Below are 17,491 nucleotides of genomic sequence, written 5' to 3' on the forward strand. Positions count from 1 at the left end.
AAATATTCAATTATTCTGAAATTTCAACAATATTATTTGAGTTACTAATAATATGGAGGAATTTTTCGATTTAAAAATCATTCACTAATCTGCTAACAACAGGTCCTAATTCAAAGGAAGCATCCAGTAATTCTGACTTAAGTTCTTTCACTTTTTCAGAATTTCCATTTGCCTTATAGACCAAAGCCGAAAAATACGCTGCCATTGGTTCGAAAGTCTTTCCCTGTACTTTAGTCTCGATGATATCCAGGGCGAGTTCCTTATCGCCTGTACCCAGCATCGTATAGGCCAAAAGAGCATTCGTTCCGGGAGTAGACCTGGCTGCTACTTCTTCCCCGGCTAGTTGGACGGCCTTCGTGGGATTTGTTTCGGCGTAGAATTCAATAAGGTTTGAATTGTACATACTATCGTATTCTCCGGATTGCACCGCAAGCTCGAAGGCACGTTGCATAGCCAGCGCCTCGCCTTCTTTACCCATACTGCTGTAAATGTCTCCCTTAAGAAGAAAATACGATGGATCATTCTTCTGAACCATAATGGAATCCATGATCCGCTCTGCTTCTTCGTACTTATGCTCGTAGGAATAAACGATCCAGGCAATTCCTTTCTTTGCATAGGCATGATCGGGCTGCAACTCAAGGGTCTTAAGATAGTGCTCGTAGGCCTCCCGAATCCTGCCAGCGTGACCGTAGAAATCGGCCAGGTTACTGTAGGTCCAGATTTTCAGGCCTTTGCTATTGCGAGATTCGGCTATATCCCTGGCGCTTTCCAGGTAGTTGATCGCGTTGGTCAGGTCACCTGAATGATCGCTCCATTTCGCCTTGCGGATGAGGTAGTTGTAATCGGAATTATTCTTCACCTTTTTCAAGTAGGACTCTGCTTCTTCAAACCTCCCTAATTCCATCAGCACATCGAAAAGCATCATTTCGGTGGCTCGCTTGCTGCTCACACCTGCATAACTTTTCTGAAGAATATCCGCCGCTTCTTTGAAGCGGTGTTGTGAAATATAGGTTCTGGCAAGACCACGGGCGTAAATGTCTTTGTTGTTAGCCGAAATTTCCATGGCTTTTTTGTAAGCTCGTTCGGCTCCCTTAAGATTCTCAGGGTCGCCCGTAGCATCGAATAGTTTATGGTAAGCCCCGGCCAGTGGACCGAGATCGCCAACTCCCGAACTATCTTCGCTGAGGCGTTTCGACCAGAAGTCTACTTCGTTCTTTGCTTCTATCCGCGATGGCATCTCGGAAGTCACCAGGTATTGATCGTAATCTGCAGTATTAGTGATCTGCTCTCTTTTTACTTCTGAAGTACATGACCCGATCAACAAAGTGATTCCGAAGAAATAGATAAACTTTTTCATCAGCTAAAAAAAGAAAAGGGCAATGTGCTGCCCTTCTCGTATGAATTTTTATTCCTGAATTGGATTCTCAAGGTACGGGAATGGCAGGGAGAAATCTCTGTCGCCACTATCCACTCCGTCCGAAGTTAATTGCGGAGTTCCGTTATTCCCATCGAATCGAGTACCGCTGGTCCCTCCAAACATAAGCGTTAGCGAGATATCGATCACATCGTCCGAAAGGGTTCTTCCCGTGAGTACGGCCCCCGTGGTTGGGTCGTAATAGGTTGTTTGCCCATCAGGGGCTACCTGGAGCGCATCGAATTGCGCCAACACTGTAGTGAAGGTAGGAGCATCAAGACCCAGTATATTGGTTTCATAGTCGATGGTTGTCATTAGCGCATCACCATATACGTCGTGGTAATCTTCCAGTGTCTCTTCGAAAGTTGGTTGGAAGGAAGCGCGATCGTTCACCAGGGATACGTTGAACATATTCTTCACATTGTCCGAACCGCTGAAAACCGTGTTCACACCCGGACGGCCCATAATATCTTCCTGTACAAAGGTACCGCTGAAATCAAAGGCTCCGATACAAGGCTCACAGGAGCTTCCTCCGCAGTCTATACCTTGTTCATCACCGTTCTGTATTCCGTCATCACAGCTTTCCTGTACAATCACGTTTCCGTTCTCATCGTCATCACATTGAACAAACACCGCACTTGCGAGGATGGCTAGAATTAATAATTTGATTCTATATAATTTCATGATTTTCTTTTTTACTTCGATGATTGATTACTGTTTTCTCTTGGCCGATACCCAAACATTATACGCTGGCGGAAGGTTACTTATTCCAACAGCTTCACCCACATGGGTTGGTGCGGATCCCAACATAGAGTTAGGAATTTCAACGGCTATGGCGAGTACATTCAAGCCTTCGAAAAAGTCTGTTGCTTCTCCCGGAGGCAGAAAGCCATCAGGAGCTACCGAACCAGAGATCACGCCGTTAAACCTGTTAAAGTCGAAATAGAATGGATCCCTGCGTGGGCCGGCAAAGAAGCTCATACCATTGTTAGTGGTAGTTTGCACATCATCTATAGTAGATATCTTAACGGCTGTTCTTTCGGCAAAGGTCGCAACCTCGCTGCTCAGTCCTGTTTGTGCAGGTTGGGCGGGACCAAAGAAATACATCGAATCTCCTCTTTTCACTGCCTGGATAACCAGGTCTTCTATAAAATCACCGGTATTGTCGATATTAAATTCAACCATAACATCTTCATCGAAAGATGCGTTCTCCGTTATAGTTCCCGGTACAAGAGGCCCCTGGAGCGTAGCGATAAGTACCGTATTATTGGGATTATCACCTTCAAAAGCGAAGAGATCAGCTATGTCGGTAGTAGTACCGGCGACGGCTGGCGCATCTATGTGGTCTGCAGCAACGAAGACTCCAGAGAGAACTAATAGTCCAGCTCCGGCGATGGCTGCAAAAAGTTTCGTTTTTTTCATTTGTATAAAATTTTGTAATTACCTTATTGAAGCTATTCCAAAATATTATTCAGATGGAACCACTTCGCTTTCGCGTAAACTTGTTTTAATCATTTTCGAAAGTATAATTAAAAAAGTTTATGCTCATTTCATATTCGAAGGTTTTTAATTATTTATTTTTATGCCTTGGTGATTATTTAGGACGAAAATAAGCCTATGGTTTTTAACTTGCAATAATTCTTTTATGAATCGGTATTTTGCGAGTGCTGCTCAATTCGATTTTAATTCTGAATAGTTAACAGAAAAACAAACCCAATATTGTGAATCCATCAGCATCAGACTGGATACCGAAATACCTCCATCTCCTTGAAGAAAACGGCAAGGAGTCGAGTATTCCCACTCCCGAACAATTCTACCACGAATTGAAAAAAACAGGGTTCATCTATGGTGTGTCCATGGATGCTATTCCGAAGGAATCTATTAGCACCTTAAAGTTAACCCGGGAAGAGTTCACCAAAGTAAATCTCTTTCACGCGTTGTACTACTCCTTCATAGACGAGAGGGGAAGTGGTTCCAAGGAAGAAGCTACTAAAAGTATTATCAACTATTATGATACGATGGACAAAGGACGAACCGGGTTCCTAAAAAAGCTAACCCTCTCTCCATCCTATTCACAGAAGCTAGAAAAGATCCTCGCCGCCCGCCTGCAGGAAACTAACACCTTTCTTAACAAGGGCGTTACCGGTGTACTCACCTATGCATTGTTGTATGTAGATGTACTTGCCTATCAGTATGCACTTCGGGACCCGGAGAATTTCCGCTCCTACGCCGAACAGATGGAAAGTACTGTTATAAGCGCGTGCTTCCTGGCCTTGAATTCGAAAAAGAAAAAGAACAAATACGATAAACTCCTAATCGAGTTATTTCAATCTTCTGCCGATTTTCTGGCACATAAGCCGTCTAAGGGACTCACACTATCTACCCTGCACCATCTCCAATCGACCACCTATCTCGAAAAAAGGTATTTGCTGGATATCTGCACCATCACTGTTTGGGACGATCACGTTATGGACGAAGAGGAATTGGCATTTCTTAAAGAACTTACCTCCAAATTGCAACTATCGGAAAAAGAACTGAACGAAAGCCTTTCCCACCTGGCTAACTTCATGAAGGTGAATAAAACTTCGATTAAGTTCTTTGAATACGCCAATCCGGTAAAACTCTTCTACAAGCAATCCACCGCTACGGTAAAATTGCTCATTCTGAGAAACAAAAAACGTCTTCAGAAAGAATTGGAGGAAAGTGGTGAGTTATTGGTGCTACTATCCCAATCGACCTCTCGCGAGCTTTCGGATAGTGAAAAGGACAAGGTAAAACAGCAGTTGCTGGACATTTGTAAGACCATTCCTTCCCTTACCGTTTTTCTACTTCCCGGAGGAACCGTACTTCTACCGATCTTAATTAAATTTATTCCAAAATTATTGCCTTCGGCATTTAGAGAAAACAGGATTGAATAGTAGCATGCGCGTTAACCTCATATTTGTATTTCTATGTTTCTTCTTCGGAAAGCCCTCCTACGGACAGGACCATCCAATTGAGTCAACTCCTGCGGATAGCACAGAATTAGTGCCCTTTGTAGCCTATTGGTCCATAGGAGACAGTTTTGAATTCAATATGCGGAAGATCGAAATTCGATGGGAGGACGATATTCTAGTAAAATCGGACACACTATCACGAAAGATCCAGTTTGAAGTGATCGATTCCACCGAGACAATGTACAAGGTAAAATGGCGTTTCAAACGACCTAAAATAGACGAAGGAATAGCGAAGAATCTGTTTAAGACTCTTACTAAAGAAGACCTGTACACAACAGTGATATACACTACAAATGAACTGGGTGAATTCATAGGGGTGGAGAATTGGGAAGCAATAAGAAAAAATATGCTCGAGGATATGGAGCTCACAATGCGAAGAAAATTTGGGAAATATATGGGCTCGGAAGAGGATATTGAGAACGCTATGAAACCATTTCGAGAAGCCTATAGTACCAAAGAAGGAATTGAAGAACTGGCGCTCAAGGAATTATTCTATTTTCATTTTCCCATGGGCTATGAATATGAGGTGGATGAGACGTATGAGTACGAGGAATTTTTAAGCTCTTTTGTGGGAGGTGAAGGTATGCGTGGAGTTGCTAAGGTCACCATAGACAATGTTGATCAAGATAATGGTATTTGCCGTGTAACTCACGAAATGCAGGTGAACCCGGAAGATGCAATGAAAGAGACACTATTACTACTCGAAGAAATGGGAATGGATACTGACACCATGGATGAGTCGATGAAAACTGCGGGCTTACGGATGGATGACTTCAATACTTTTATCTACTATTACGACTATGGACTTCCAATGACCATCAATACCAGCAGGATCATAGACATTGACCTTCCCGGCGAGAAAGTAAAACGAGAAGAGAAATTCATCATCGACCTGGTGAGAAACTAATCCAGCGTTTACTCCAGCCAGATCTTAAAGTCCTTCACACGTTCCCTGGCTACTATGACCTCCTGCTCTCTAAAACTGTTCAGTTTCAGTTGAAGTCGGCTATTAGTGTAAGAAATTATATCCTTTATCGCGTTGATATTCACGATAAAGGTTCGGTTCACCCGGAAGAATTCCTGTGGAGCGATCTCATCAATAAGCTGTTCCAGAGTGTTGTCCAGCAGGTAGTTCCTGCCTTCGAAAGTATGGGCATAGGTGCCTTTGTTTTCAGAGTAAAAACACTCGATCTCGTCTACGGCGATCATTTTAATGTGTTGTCCGATCCTGGTTGTAAACCGCTTTTTATACTGTCGCTCCACTGGATTGGAAAGTAGTTTCCGAATATCCTCGAAGTTGAGTTGAACGTTCTTTTTTTCAGGAATATTATTTTTAAACTGATTCACAGCATGCTCGAGCTCCTCCTCATCTATGGGTTTCAGTAAATAATCGATACTGTTAAGCTTAAATGCCTGAAGCGCATATTCATCGAAGGCGGTTGTGAATATGATAGCGCTTTTTACTTCTACCTCATCGAAGATCTCGAAGGACAATCCATCACTTAATTGTATATCGAGAAAGATCAGGTCCGGATGATCATTGTTAGAGAACCACTCGATGGATTCTTCCACACTATGCAGTATCTGGTTAACTACTATCCCTTGTTTTTCCAGCATTCGCTGAAGTCTTCTGGCTGATGGCCTTTCATCTTCAATGATCAGTACGTTCATATTGTTATATGATAATTTTTTGGTTGAAATTAAGAATTTTATCGGAAGGTATTGTTGTTGTATTTTTCCTTATCCTCCAGGTCTTTGTCCATGTATTCCTTGATCTTTCGCTCTTCCCATTTTTTGAAGAAACCAGTTTTGAATTGAAAAACATATAATCCGTGAAACGCCAGGCCGATCCCCCAAAAGAATGGCGTGGTAAAATGTTCCCAGTGCGGAACATGAAATGACTCTAATCCGTCGAAAATACCTGTAGCAATCACCATCAAAAAGGCGTTCACAAAAAGGTATATAGTGAGGTGAGTATAAAATCCTTTTATCTCATCAACCCTTTTCTTGGCTTTTTGATATTTTTCACTTTCTTTATTGATAGGTTCCATTTGCAAGTAATTATCGGTTCTCCTTTTCTTCTTTCTCTATGATCTCTCGGATCTTTCGCTCTTCCCATCTTTTCAGAAACTTGAATTTGTGTCTGTAGACATATAATCCATGAATCCCCAGGACAATTCCCCAAATTATAAGTGTTCCATAGGTGTTCAATTCCATCCAGGGATCAAGCTTCAGGACAAACTCCTTATCACCAAAAGCCGAAATAACATTAGTTTTGATTAAAATGAGAAATATATTAACTATGATATAGGCTGTAATGTGCTTGTGGAAGCCTTTAATGGCATCAACTTTCTTCCTGGCTCGTTCGTATTTTTCTTGTACTGAAGTTTTCAAAATAATATCTAGTTCCATTTGTTAGTGTTGTCTTCGTCCATAAACTCTTTCATCTTTCTTTCCTCCCAATCCCTGCCAAGGAATGGATTCCATCGGAATGCTTTTAAAGCCTGGAAGATTATTGCAATTCCCCATCCGAAAGCAGCCCATAGAAACCACATATAGCTCCACCCGTTGGTGTAGTAGTTAAGGGCAGCCAGGAAGGTGATGAATACTACGAAAAAGATAAGGCTATTATAAAATTTCTTGATCTCCTCTACGCGCTCTTTTGCCCGTAGGTATTTATTTTCTCGTTCCTGATTATTAAAATCCATGACTTGTTTTAATTAAAATTTTAATTCGTCTTCTTCCATAAATTTCTCAATCTTTCGCTCTTCCCATCCTCGTCCGAATAAAGGATTCCACCCAAAGGTGTCGATGGCATGCCCAACAACGCCTATCCCCCATCCGAAAATTGGAAATAGGGCCCATGGGAATCGAGTGCTTATCACATTCAGAAATATAAAAAATGGAATGAAAATCAGATAGATGGTCAGGTGTGTATAAAACCCTTTTAGTTTGTCCACTTTTTCCTTTGCTCTTCTGAATCTAAGGTCGTTTGTTGCTTGGTATGTCCTCATGATGTGCGATTTAATTACACATTAAAAGTACTGTGTGTTAGTGTATTGTTACAATGAAAGAGAACGAACTGTCGAATTAGATTCCTGAACTGTAATTCTAGGAATCTTCTTCCATAAATTTACGGATTTTTCGCTCTTCCCAGTCCTTTCCGAAGAAAGGATTCCATCCAAATACTTCCGAGGCATGGCCCATAACTCCGAAGCCCCATCCTCCAATAGGGAAGATCGCCCAGGGAAAACTGGTACTGCGAATATTGATGTAGATAAATACGGGGACCATGATAAGATATATGGTAAGGTGAATGTAAAAACCCTTTAGCTCCTCTACCTTCTTTTTAGCGCGCTCCAGGCGCTTTCCGCTAATATAGGTCTCCTGTGTAGGCAAGGCTATGGATGCCTTGGTTAGCAATGGAATAGCCACCCTGAATTCGCGATCGCTCTGCTGGATGCGTACCGGTTGGTCCGTAAGAAGGAAATAGCGTTGTTTTATATTCTGAAGTCCTACGCCACTGCCCTCCTTCACCACTGCTTTTGGCTGAACGTTATTCTTAATTATGAGGTTATTACCTTCTTCGTAAATAGTAATGTGAAGTTTTTTAGAAGGCATGACCTGGTTGTGCTTCACGGCATTCTCCAGTAGAAGTTGCAGACTGAGAGGAACTACCTTGGCTTCGGGATTGCTTAAAGTTTCGGGTACTGTAAAAACGATACTATCCTCAAATCGCATCTTGATGAGCGACATATAGAGTTTCGCAAACTTCAGTTCTTCCTCAACCGTTATGAGTTCCTTGTTCTTTTGCTCCAGGACATAGCGGTATACCTTAGATAGCGAAGTGGTGAAGCGGGTAGCAGCTTCAGGGTTTTCCTCTATCAAGCTGGTAAGCACATTTAAGCTATTGAATAAGAAATGAGGATCGAGTTGGTTTTTAAGGGCGTCGAACTGCGCAGAAGCAGTCTTGGCGATGATCTTCTGCTCTTTTACCTTGGCCTCCTGCCTGTGGTTGTAATAATAGAAAATGTAGAAAACCGAAATAACTACCAATGCTACCAGCATGGACGGTCCGTAGTCGATAAAAGATTCATTCCTTAGAAATTCGGTGAAACCCAGCCCACCGATAATTACTTCGGTAATGATCCGGATGAACCATAAAGTGACTAGCGTAATGCCAAGTCCAGCAAGGATACCCTTTGCCAGTAGTCTCTTTTCCAGCATTCGATTTCCATGTTTCTTTTGGTAATTGATAAAAAATACGGCATTGGCCATATACAGCAATACAGAGTACAACTGGTTATATAAAAATGCCTTTAGAAGGGTTGGGCCAGTTAGATTGATTTCCCCGGCCAAAACATACCGGATAATACCAAGTACGAGGAATATCAGGGTTCCTACAAAGAATGCCTTGCCTAGCTCTTTAAAGAATCGCATCATTAGCCTTCACAGTTTTCTTTCAGAACGGTCTCCGCGTATTCACCGCCTCCGCGAGGGTGAAATTCACCGGCTGGTTCTTCATTTGCAAATAGTTCGATAGCGCGTTTGATGTCGTCGCAATATACATCAGTGGGCTGTTTGAACCACTTGGCAGTTCCTATATCCCACTGGGCCTTCCCCAGCACGACGCGTGGATTTTCCGGGTCTATATCGAAAGCCTTTTGGTACAATTCGGCGATCTTTTGAGAATATTTCATTCCGTATTGCTGTCCGTCGTACACTACCCAGGCTGTGAGTAATTGTGCTTCTAAAACATAGATCTCGGCATTGTTTTCAGTTAAAGCTTTGGCGTCATTCAGGAAATCCCTGGCCTTGTCCATCTGGGCTACCATTTTTTCCTTGTCCTTTTCAGAATAACTATTGAACACATTGATCTGGGCAATATAGAAACGTGGTAACCAGTTATCCGTTTCTACCTGGGCAATACGCTCGAACAAATTTGCAGCTTCCCAGGGTTTTTCAGACTTCCACAACTCGAAAGCCTTGGTCATTCCCTGTTGGTACTTCGACTGGGCGAAGCCAGCCGCCGAAATGATTAAAATAAGTAATGTGATTGTTCTTTTCATAATTATGGCTTGAAGTTACTAAAGATATTTGTTACCCCTACATATTGATGTCGAGCTTCCGCAATTCACCGTCTTTCAACTCGAACCTGGCGTCCTCCCATTTGGGAGGCCCGAAAAATCCACGGGCGTTGTTCGATGTTCCGTAAGGTTCCGAAGGAATCATGCCAAATCGCATATTCAATTCCCCATTATCATCTTCATCGTGGTAACACGAAATCGCATAAACCCCATCGGGAAGATCTTCGAAAGTTACCACTGCTTGTTTGTTCGTGATCTCAGAGTTAACCGATAAAAAGGCCTTATCTAAAAATGAATCCGCGTTGTTGTATAAACCAACACGTACATGTCCATTGTCATTCTTGAAATCTCTCAATGAAACCTCAACCGAATTCTGTGCCTGCATCACCATCCCGGTGAGAAGAAACATAAGGTATACGAGTACTGTTTGCATGATATAGTTTTTATTGTTAAAACAAATGTCTTACGTTTTTTGAGCTTCGGAAAGAACGAATTACCGAACTGTAGAAAAGTGCGGATGAATTGTAAGGAACTTCTAAAGGTTATCCAGTTGATTGTCCGTACCGTCCTCACTGATGGTCCAGAAGAAGCCCACAAAGAAGAACTGGTCGGCTGCCGGGCGAAGGGCCCTTCGATTAAAATTACCGTTCGCATCCGCCGTGGAAGCATATTGATAACCATTGATGTTTTTCCATCCAAAAACGTTATTGATAGAGAGATACAGGATTTGTTGCGGTGAGATCAAATAGGCCCAATTAACGCTAACGCTGTTGAAGGCTTTTGTCTTCTCTTGTAGAAAACCCGGTTCGTTGGGATTTGTGTATGTTCTGCCACTACTGAAGGTATGGCTGAAACCGATCTGACTCTTCCAATCTTCGATCCACCATTTCGCAACGGTATTCAGGTTGTGCGTGTTGGCAAAGGACGGCGTGGAAGAAACGGGGAAGTTCCTGTACAAACGTTCTGTATCCAGGAACGAATAACTTACCCAATAATCCACATTTTTAACTGTGTTGTTATCACGCCAGAAAAGGTCGAATCCTTGTGCATAACCATCACCGTTGTTCGAGTAGTTACTATCAAATCCTGGGAATTCATCATTAAATGTCACCAGGCTGTTATAGTCCTTTCTATAAGCTTCCAAACGCAGGATTCGGTTGTTTGCCACATACTGGTAATTCATGATGTAATGCTGGGTCTTCTGAGCTTGCAGATCGCTACTGAACTTAAGTACATCATTGATAGGTTGTTGGTAAAAATCTCCGTAGGCCAGGGACAACTGACTATTCTTACCGGTTTTATACGCTACCGAAGCACGAGGCGAAAACGTAAATTGATCGAATAGCTGACTGTGCTCTCCCCTGGCTCCTAGTTTCAGGGCAAATTTTCTTGAAAAGATAAGATCCAACTCAGAAAATGCAGCGGAAATTCCGTTGTTAAATCCATAGCGTTCAGAAACAAAATCATTGTTGAAATCTTCGGTGAAGTCGGTAAGGAACTGCTCCGCACCAAAACTCAGTTTCACCCGGTTGCTGAAACGCTTCCTGAACTTTAATTTGAAATGAGCTGAATTCTCGGTATTGTCGATACCATCCTCCTGAATACCTACATCATTCCTCGCATGCGTAAAGCTGGCCCCGGTGTGAAAGCGCCAGTTATTCTCCAACTCACCGGCATAGCTGGCATTGGAATAAAAATTTGAGTTCTTTAGTTTAAACCGAAGTCCTTCGGGAAGAATGATATCCTCCTGGGTTAGCTCGAAACTGGATGTATCAAAAGCAGCATAGAGTTTGAAAATACCCTTCTCAAATTTTCTTCGGAACACACTCTCCCCAGCAAATGTCTCAAATGGTTTTTCCCAGTCGTTTCTGTCCGGATACAGTGCCAGATAGGGTGCTAAATTAATGTAACTTGTATTGAAGCTAAGCGAGCTATTCTCCCATTTCTGGGTGTTTCCAACACCACCTCCAACCGTCATAAGCGCGATTTCTGTCTTGTCCTGGTCGGGTTCGTCTATGGTATTCAGCAGTAAAACAGAAGATAATGCCTGTCCGTATTCCGCAGAATAGCCTCCCGTTGAAAAGGTGATCCCATCGAAGAGAAAGGGACTGTATCTGCCGCGTGTTGGTATGTTATTGGTTGTTGGCGTATAGGGTGTGAAGACTCGAATTCCATCGATAAAAATCTGTGTTTCTCCCGCATCACCCCCGCGAACGAACAATCGTCCGTCTTCGGCCACGGTAGTCGTTCCGGGAAGGGTTTGTAAAGCCCCTACAAAATCACCAAGTGCACTTGCTGTGGTAACCACGTCCAAAGGTTTCAGCACTGAAACCTTGCTATTATCACTAGCCTCAAGAGTACCTGCGCTTATTACTACGGTGTCCAGGGAATTTACATCTTCCCGCAGCCAGATCTTCAGATCGCTCATCTGGGTGACATCGGCCGCCATCATGAACGACTCGTAAGAAAGGTAAGATGCTATTAGGGTCTGAACCCCGATTTCGTAAGTTGTGAATGTAAATTTCCCTTCCGGATCAGTTGTTACCCCGTCGTAAGTTCCTTCCAGGTAAACGTTCACCCCTTCTATAGGAGTTCCATTCTTTTCGGTTACAATTCCGGAGATAGAGGTTTGAGAAAATGCTTGGTAATTTAGAGAACTGGCGAAAAAGGTCAGAACTACGATTAGGGTTAGTTGCTTTTTAGATAGCTTCATTTTTTACTTAATGATAGAATTCAAAACAAAAGTCGCCAGACCAAACCACTTGTTTCAATAAAAACTACCGAACTGTAATATATCACTTCTGAATTGTTCATTTTCTGAATTAAGGGTAAAAATGTATCTTTAGACAATCAAAAAAACTACTATGAAAAAATTCTACACTACTATTTTATCACTTCTTTTACTTGGATCGGTATCGGCCCAGGATACTTTTTCAATCATTGCTGTTGATCCCGCCACTGGTGAGGTAGGTTCTGCCGGAGCCTCCTGTGTGACCGGCGTTGGAGCGGGTGGGATCATCGACATCATCACCGATATCATTCCAGGACGGGGCGGTATTAATTCACAGGCTTATGTTTGTATCCCGAACATCAACCTTCAAAATGGGATTACGCGCATGGATATGGGTGACTCCCCTACGGAAGTGATCGATTGGCTGGTTAACAATGATGCCTGTTCGTCTCAAAATTTCGATCCTGCCTTCCGACAATACGGTGTGGCTGATTTCGATGAAATGGGTAATCCCAGAACAGCGGGATATACGGGAAATATGACAGACGCCTACACCGAAGATCGTCAAGGTGCTACCTATAGTATCCAGGGAAACATACTTCTCAACCAGACGGTAATCGACAATATGGAAGACAATTTCAACAATACGTCAGGCACCTTGGCCGACAAACTAATGGCAGCTTTGCAAGGCGCTAATATTCCAGGTGCAGATTCACGATGCCTGGGAGCCGGAACCTCGTCTACAACCGCTTATTTACTGGTGTACAAAGAAGACGACCTCCCCGGACAGCCTTATTTACGATTGAATGTTGGGCAACAGCCATCGGGTACGGAGCCAATCGACATCCTCCAGGGTCTTTATGACGATTTCCTTGCTAACGAAGACAATACACTTCAAAACAAACTAAAGCTTTACCCGAATCCGGCCAAGGAAACGATAACCCTTGAGTCCATTCCAGGTGTTGAGCTAAACAGCATAGAAATCTTCGACCTCAATGGAAAACTCATTCAATCGCTGGACTTGTCTAACACAAGTGACTTGCTGGTCGAACTCAATATTTCCAGCTATGACAGTGGTGTTTACTTTGTAAAGGTGAATAGCCCGGAGGGCGTTTCTTCCATGAAATTTGTCAAACAATAAACCCTAACTGAAACTAACCGACAGGCCGCTCGAAACGAGCGGCTTTTTTTATGAAAATGTAGTACCTTGAGCTTAAATAACCTGGTTATGAACGTTTCAGAAAAAGTTAGTGCCTATATTGAAAAGCACCATCGATGGAGTTCTCAGTTACAGCAATTGCGTGAGGTATTTCAGCAATCGGACCTGGTAGAGAATGTGAAATGGGGGTCGCCAACATATACCATGAACGGCAAACTGGTTGCGGGTTTTGCAGCCTTTAAGCATCATTTTGCAATATGGTTTCACCAAGGTGTATTTCTGAAGGATCCCGACAAAAATCTGATCAACGCCCAGGAAGGAAAGACCAAAGCACTACGGCAATGGAAATTTACAGAAGGGGATATTATCGAAAAGGATATCGTACTGAAATACATTCGTGAGGCCACCGAAAATTCCCTGGCAGGTAAAGAAGTAAAACCTAAGAAGAAAAAGTCTGTAACAATACCAGAATTACTAAACCGGGCACTGGAAAAGGATACGGCATTCAAAGAAGCTTTCGAAGGTCTAACTCCTGGTCGACAGCGCGAATATTCGGAACATGTGGGATCGGCCAAGCGAGAAGCAACCCAATTGAGCAGGTTGGAAAAGATCAAACCAATGATACTTCAGGGAGTTGGCCTGAACGACAAATATAAGAACTGTTAGAAAGGCAAGATAATTCAAATGACCAGCTACAAAACCAGGCTATTCTGGAGATACTTTAGAAAATCGATGTGGATCTTCGTGATCTGGGTACTCATCAATACCACCATCTTCCTGCTGGAATACTTCAGTTTGGTTAGTAACGGTTATCTCACTTCAGACTACGATTTTATGTCTGCCTTTACGGCCAATGCGGTGGCATCGGTAGCGGCAGGACTGGTTGGAGGTTTCCTCACACTACACCTTATGGAGTACTGGTTGCGCAAATACGCTTTTTGGAAAGCATTGCTGATCATTATTGTCGCGTTTTCGGTTGCAGCCGTGATCGTTAGTGTAACAGCCGCGTCATATGCCATTAGTGAAGAATACCAGCTTAGTGTCTTCCATCCCGATGTTATTGAAGATGTTTCCCTCTTCTTCGGAACCTGGATGTTCGTTAAGAATTATATCATATGGCTTTTTATAGTTATAATTACGCTAATCGTTCTGATGGTGAACGATAAATACGGACCCGGAATATTTGGTGATTATTTGCTGGGTAGATATTTCAGGCCTAAAAACGAAAGACGCATTTTTATGTTTGCTGATATTAAAGATGCCACAGCCATTGCCGAAACTCTTGGCGAACACAAGTACTTTCTCCTGTTAAGGGATTTTTTCAAAGATATAGTACCGGCTATCGTTCAAACGCGCGGCGAGGTATACCAATATGTAGGCGATGAGGTTGTGATCTCCTGGAAAATGAAAGCAGGCTTAAAGAACGGGAATGCAATTCACTGTTTCTATCATATGAAGGAGCTCATTCACAACAAAGCCGAGCGATATGAGGAACGCTACGGACTCGTCCCAAAATTTAAGGTTGGATACCATTTTGGACAGGTTACCGTTGGGGAACTCGGACAAATTAAAAGGGATATCGCTTTTTCCGGAGATGTTCTGAATACCACGGCCCGTATCCAGGACAAATGCAACGAATTTGGTGTGGATATACTCGCTTCCCGGGAATTTGCTGACGTAGCCTACCAACTGCCGGAAGGTTTACGTATTAAGGAACTGGGCAAAATGCAGTTGAAAGGTAAGCGAGAAGAGACGCAATTGGTTACCTACGTATCCTAATTGTTCAAGGTAATTCCAGTTAGGAACGAATTTTGATTCCTTCAGAAGAAATCATAGTTAACTTTAAATAACAGGTCATGAAAACGGATCTTTACACTAAAACCGTGCTTACGGTTATCGCCATTTGTCTTACTATCAATCTTGTTCAGCAATTGGAACTCATTCCAAAAGCCCACGCGGCTACGGAAGGGACAACCGGGAATACTGAATATGCACTGGTTCCAATCTCAGACATGGAAACCATTGATGTGCGCATCGTGGATATCAACACTTACGACGAATTAAATGTAAACCTTAAAAGTATAGATACTTATGATGAATTAAAGGTGAACATCAATAGTATTGACACCAGTGACGAGCTGGATGTGAACATTGATGAGATCGGTGGTGGATGGATCAATAACGGGCAACCCATACCTGTAAAAATCCACTAGTTGCGTTTGTAAGGCCGAATGATCAATCGCGCGGCTTTATCGTAGTTTATATAGTTGTACGTCCAGTTGAAGAACGTCACTACCCTGTTCCGGAATCCCACGAGAAAGAACAGGTGTACCACCATCCATAGAATCCAGGCAAACAAACCGGCGAATCGCATCTTCTTGATATCCGCTACGGCCTTATTTCGGCCAATAGTAGCCATGGTTCCTTTATCGGTATATCGAAATGGAAGCATTTTCTTCCCTTTCTGCAGGCGCATTATGTTTGAGGCGAGTCTTCTCCCCTGTTGAATTGCAGGTTGGGCTACCTGCGGGTGTCCTTGCGGAAACTGTTCGGTTGGCATATAAGCAACATCTCCGAGGGCATAGAGGTTGGTGTGGCCATCTACTTGGTTGAACTCATTCACCGGGTAGCGATTTCCCCTTGCAAATTCTATTTTCCCATTATTGGTTTCAACCGGGGATCCAGTAACCCCCGCTGCCCAGATAAAGGTAGCGGCATCGAATGTCTTTCCTTCGGAAGTGGTGACCGTAGTACCATCGTAAGACGCTACGAGGGTGTTCAGATGTACACGAACACCCATCTTTTCCAGGAATTTCTTGGCTTTAGCCGAAGCAAAAGTGCTCATGGGTGAAAGTACCCGATCGCTCCCTTCAACAAGATGTACCTGCATATCTTTCTGGGCGATGTGCGGGTAGTCGTTTTTTAAAATTCCTTTTCTGAATTCGGCCAGGGCGCCTGCCAGTTCTACTCCCGTAGGACCTGCTCCGGCGATCACAAAGTTCAGCAGGCACTTTCGTTCCTCCGGATCGTCGGTAATATCCGCTTTTTCGATGTTCTGAAGCATCAGGCTTCGAATATTGAGTGCCTGGGGAACAGTTTTCATAGGCATGCTGTGTTCCTCGATCGATTTGTTTCCGAAGAAATTAGTGCGGGTACCCGTAGCGATGACCAGGTGATCAAAGGACAGGTCACCTATTGAGGTATGGACTGTACTCTGCCGCGTATCTATGCGATGGACTTCGGCCAAACGGAAATGAAAATCCTCGTGTTTCCGAAAGATCTTTCTCAGGGGATAGGCAATAGAATCTGGTTCAAGGCCAGCAGTGGAGACCTGGTATAACAGCGGTTGAAAGGTGTGGTAGTTACGCTTGTCGAACAAAACGACCTGGAATTGAGATTTTTTAAGATTCCGGAGAAAGGAGATTCCTGCAAAACCACCGCCAATCACAACGATTCGTGGCTTGTTGGTGTTAGGAATATTCATAGAAGAAGATAAAGTTCAAATTTACGACAACTGGGTATTTTACCGGAAAAAAACGGCTATTTTTATGAAATCTGTAACAATGTTGAGGAGTTAATTACTAATTCAACAGCTAACAGGAAACCATTGACTAAGGAACTGGAACATAGTTTTGTCGCTCAACTTGAGGAGAATCAGAACATTGTGCATAAAATCTGCCGTTTATACACCAATGATAGTGATGCACATAATGATCTTTTTCAGGAGATAACCATTCAGTTATGGAGGGCTTATCCCAAATTCAGGGGCGATTCCAAGTTTAGTACATGGATGTATCGTGTAGCACTGAATACGGCCATTACGCTTTATCGAAAGAGCAAGCGCAGGGTTCAGACTCAGGATTATGAAGGAGTAAGCTTTAAAATTACCGCGGAAGCCTATGATGATACTATCGAAGAGCAGTTAAAACTTATGTACAAAGCGGTTAAGAATTTGAATGATATCGATAAAGCTCTGGTTTTCCTTTACCTGGAGGATAAATCGTACCGGGAGATCGCTGAAACACTGGGTATCAGTGAAGTGAATGCTCGTGTGAAGATGAATCGAATAAAGGAAAAACTGAGAAAAATCTTAAATCCGTAAGC

At 43.0% G+C, this 17,491-nt stretch carries 20 protein-coding genes; 7 read left to right on the plus strand and 13 right to left on the minus strand.

Going from position 1 to position 17,491, the window contains the following annotated elements; translation table 11 throughout:
- Positions 1-70: 70 nt before the first annotated feature.
- From J1N09_RS07950 to J1N09_RS07960, 3 genes are read right to left on the minus strand one after another with little or no spacing between them, the layout of a single operon-like run.
- Positions 71-1,357, minus strand: a complete 1,287-nt coding sequence (locus tag J1N09_RS07950) for a tetratricopeptide repeat protein (protein WP_265199552.1) — start codon at positions 1,355-1,357, stop codon at positions 71-73.
- Between the two features lie 48 nt (positions 1,358-1,405).
- On the minus strand, positions 1,406-2,098 hold the full coding sequence (locus J1N09_RS07955; RefSeq protein WP_265199554.1) for a DUF4331 domain-containing protein: 693 nt from the start codon (positions 2,096-2,098) through the stop codon (positions 1,406-1,408).
- Between the two features lie 27 nt (positions 2,099-2,125).
- Entirely contained in the window at positions 2,126-2,836 is a 711-nt protein-coding gene (locus J1N09_RS07960; protein ID WP_265199555.1) for a DUF4331 domain-containing protein, read from the minus strand.
- 299 nt (positions 2,837-3,135) lie between these two features.
- On the opposite strand from J1N09_RS07960, the gene J1N09_RS07965 reads away from it, so the two are divergent.
- Positions 3,136-4,332: an LETM1-related biofilm-associated protein gene (locus J1N09_RS07965; protein WP_265199557.1), complete on the plus strand. Its 1,197-nt coding sequence runs from the start codon at positions 3,136-3,138 to the stop codon at positions 4,330-4,332.
- Positions 4,333-4,336: 4 nt separating this feature from the next.
- On the plus strand, positions 4,337-5,317 hold the full coding sequence (locus J1N09_RS07970; protein WP_265199558.1) for a hypothetical protein: 981 nt from the start codon (positions 4,337-4,339) through the stop codon (positions 5,315-5,317).
- Positions 5,318-5,325: 8 nt separating this feature from the next.
- Here J1N09_RS07970 and J1N09_RS07975 read toward each other — a convergent pair whose 3' ends face one another.
- From J1N09_RS07975 to J1N09_RS08015, 9 genes are all read right to left on the minus strand, one after another.
- A complete protein-coding gene (locus J1N09_RS07975) occupies positions 5,326-6,081 on the minus strand; it encodes a LytR/AlgR family response regulator transcription factor (RefSeq protein WP_265199560.1) in 756 nt (251 codons plus the stop codon).
- A gap of 38 nt (positions 6,082-6,119) precedes the next feature.
- On the minus strand, positions 6,120-6,461 hold the full coding sequence (locus J1N09_RS07980) for a 2TM domain-containing protein (protein ID WP_265199562.1): 342 nt from the start codon (positions 6,459-6,461) through the stop codon (positions 6,120-6,122).
- A 10-nt stretch (positions 6,462-6,471) separates the two neighbouring features.
- Positions 6,472-6,822, minus strand: a complete 351-nt coding sequence (locus J1N09_RS07985) for a 2TM domain-containing protein (RefSeq protein WP_265199564.1) — start codon at positions 6,820-6,822, stop codon at positions 6,472-6,474.
- Positions 6,813-7,118: a 2TM domain-containing protein gene (locus tag J1N09_RS07990; RefSeq protein WP_265199565.1), complete on the minus strand. Its 306-nt coding sequence runs from the start codon at positions 7,116-7,118 to the stop codon at positions 6,813-6,815. Before J1N09_RS07990 ends, J1N09_RS07985 begins: the two co-directional genes overlap by 10 nt.
- 12 nt (positions 7,119-7,130) lie before the next feature.
- Positions 7,131-7,424 carry a 2TM domain-containing protein gene (locus tag J1N09_RS07995; RefSeq protein WP_265199566.1) on the minus strand — a complete coding sequence of 98 codons (294 nt, stop codon included), beginning with the start codon at positions 7,422-7,424 and terminating at the stop codon, positions 7,131-7,133.
- Between the two features lie 97 nt (positions 7,425-7,521).
- Positions 7,522-8,853 carry a 2TM domain-containing protein gene (locus tag J1N09_RS08000; protein ID WP_265199568.1) on the minus strand — a complete coding sequence of 444 codons (1,332 nt, stop codon included), beginning with the start codon at positions 8,851-8,853 and terminating at the stop codon, positions 7,522-7,524.
- Positions 8,853-9,479, minus strand: coding sequence for a hypothetical protein (locus tag J1N09_RS08005; protein WP_265199569.1), 627 nt, complete (start codon positions 9,477-9,479; stop codon positions 8,853-8,855). Before J1N09_RS08005 ends, J1N09_RS08000 begins: the two co-directional genes overlap by 1 nt.
- A 37-nt stretch (positions 9,480-9,516) precedes the next feature.
- Positions 9,517-9,930: a DUF2141 domain-containing protein gene (locus tag J1N09_RS08010; protein WP_265199571.1), complete on the minus strand. Its 414-nt coding sequence runs from the start codon at positions 9,928-9,930 to the stop codon at positions 9,517-9,519.
- 102 nt (positions 9,931-10,032) lie between these two features.
- Positions 10,033-12,210 (minus strand): TonB-dependent receptor, encoded by a 2,178-nt coding sequence (locus J1N09_RS08015; protein WP_265199572.1) that lies wholly within the window; start codon positions 12,208-12,210, stop codon positions 10,033-10,035.
- Positions 12,211-12,361: 151 nt separating this feature from the next.
- Between J1N09_RS08015 and J1N09_RS08020 the strand changes: the two genes are divergently transcribed.
- The 4 genes from J1N09_RS08020 to J1N09_RS08035 all read left to right on the plus strand — a co-directional run bounded on the left by J1N09_RS08020 (position 12,362) and on the right by J1N09_RS08035 (position 15,600).
- Positions 12,362-13,369 carry a DUF1028 domain-containing protein gene (locus J1N09_RS08020; protein ID WP_265199574.1) on the plus strand — a complete coding sequence of 336 codons (1,008 nt, stop codon included), beginning with the start codon at positions 12,362-12,364 and terminating at the stop codon, positions 13,367-13,369.
- 87 nt (positions 13,370-13,456) lie between these two features.
- A complete protein-coding gene (locus J1N09_RS08025; protein ID WP_265199576.1) occupies positions 13,457-14,053 on the plus strand; it encodes a YdeI/OmpD-associated family protein in 597 nt (198 codons plus the stop codon).
- 18 nt (positions 14,054-14,071) lie between these two features.
- The gene (locus J1N09_RS08030; RefSeq protein ID WP_265199579.1) at positions 14,072-15,166 is read left to right on the plus strand and encodes an adenylate/guanylate cyclase domain-containing protein; all 1,095 of its coding nucleotides are present in this window, start codon (positions 14,072-14,074) and stop codon (positions 15,164-15,166) included.
- Between the two features lie 77 nt (positions 15,167-15,243).
- Entirely contained in the window at positions 15,244-15,600 is a 357-nt protein-coding gene (locus tag J1N09_RS08035) for a hypothetical protein (protein ID WP_265199580.1), read from the plus strand.
- Here the strand turns inward: J1N09_RS08035 and J1N09_RS08040 are convergent.
- Positions 15,597-16,871, minus strand: a complete 1,275-nt coding sequence (locus J1N09_RS08040; RefSeq protein ID WP_265199581.1) for an NAD(P)/FAD-dependent oxidoreductase — start codon at positions 16,869-16,871, stop codon at positions 15,597-15,599. The two genes, J1N09_RS08035 and J1N09_RS08040, sit on opposite strands and share 4 nt — an antisense overlap.
- Before the next feature lie 123 nt (positions 16,872-16,994).
- Between J1N09_RS08040 and J1N09_RS08045 the strand changes: the two genes are divergently transcribed.
- The gene (locus J1N09_RS08045; RefSeq protein ID WP_265199584.1) at positions 16,995-17,489 is read left to right on the plus strand and encodes an RNA polymerase sigma factor; all 495 of its coding nucleotides are present in this window, start codon (positions 16,995-16,997) and stop codon (positions 17,487-17,489) included.
- Positions 17,490-17,491 lie beyond the last annotated feature (2 nt).

The sequence above is a fragment of the Aureitalea sp. L0-47 genome, assembly GCF_026126405.1.
Lineage (GTDB): Bacteria > Bacteroidota > Bacteroidia > Flavobacteriales > Flavobacteriaceae > Pukyongia.

Coding starts and splice junctions, on each gene's coding strand:
- J1N09_RS07950 (WP_265199552.1), bottom strand. CDS start 1,357: ATGAAAAAGTTTATCTATTTCTTCGGAATCACTTTGTTGATCGGGTCA.
- J1N09_RS07955 (WP_265199554.1), bottom strand. CDS start 2,098: ATGAAATTATATAGAATCAAATTATTAATTCTAGCCATCCTCGCAAGT.
- J1N09_RS07960 (WP_265199555.1), bottom strand. CDS start 2,836: ATGAAAAAAACGAAACTTTTTGCAGCCATCGCCGGAGCTGGACTATTA.
- J1N09_RS07970 (WP_265199558.1), top strand. CDS start 4,337: ATGCGCGTTAACCTCATATTTGTATTTCTATGTTTCTTCTTCGGAAAG.
- J1N09_RS07975 (WP_265199560.1), bottom strand. CDS start 6,081: ATGAACGTACTGATCATTGAAGATGAAAGGCCATCAGCCAGAAGACTT.
- J1N09_RS07980 (WP_265199562.1), bottom strand. CDS start 6,461: ATGGAACCTATCAATAAAGAAAGTGAAAAATATCAAAAAGCCAAGAAA.
- J1N09_RS07985 (WP_265199564.1), bottom strand. CDS start 6,822: ATGGAACTAGATATTATTTTGAAAACTTCAGTACAAGAAAAATACGAA.
- J1N09_RS07990 (WP_265199565.1), bottom strand. CDS start 7,118: ATGGATTTTAATAATCAGGAACGAGAAAATAAATACCTACGGGCAAAA.
- J1N09_RS07995 (WP_265199566.1), bottom strand. CDS start 7,424: ATGAGGACATACCAAGCAACAAACGACCTTAGATTCAGAAGAGCAAAG.
- J1N09_RS08000 (WP_265199568.1), bottom strand. CDS start 8,853: ATGATGCGATTCTTTAAAGAGCTAGGCAAGGCATTCTTTGTAGGAACC.
- J1N09_RS08005 (WP_265199569.1), bottom strand. CDS start 9,479: ATGAAAAGAACAATCACATTACTTATTTTAATCATTTCGGCGGCTGGC.
- J1N09_RS08010 (WP_265199571.1), bottom strand. CDS start 9,930: ATGCAAACAGTACTCGTATACCTTATGTTTCTTCTCACCGGGATGGTG.
- J1N09_RS08015 (WP_265199572.1), bottom strand. CDS start 12,210: ATGAAGCTATCTAAAAAGCAACTAACCCTAATCGTAGTTCTGACCTTT.
- J1N09_RS08020 (WP_265199574.1), top strand. CDS start 12,362: ATGAAAAAATTCTACACTACTATTTTATCACTTCTTTTACTTGGATCG.
- J1N09_RS08025 (WP_265199576.1), top strand. CDS start 13,457: ATGAACGTTTCAGAAAAAGTTAGTGCCTATATTGAAAAGCACCATCGA.
- J1N09_RS08030 (WP_265199579.1), top strand. CDS start 14,072: ATGACCAGCTACAAAACCAGGCTATTCTGGAGATACTTTAGAAAATCG.
- J1N09_RS08035 (WP_265199580.1), top strand. CDS start 15,244: ATGAAAACGGATCTTTACACTAAAACCGTGCTTACGGTTATCGCCATT.
- J1N09_RS08040 (WP_265199581.1), bottom strand. CDS start 16,871: ATGAATATTCCTAACACCAACAAGCCACGAATCGTTGTGATTGGCGGT.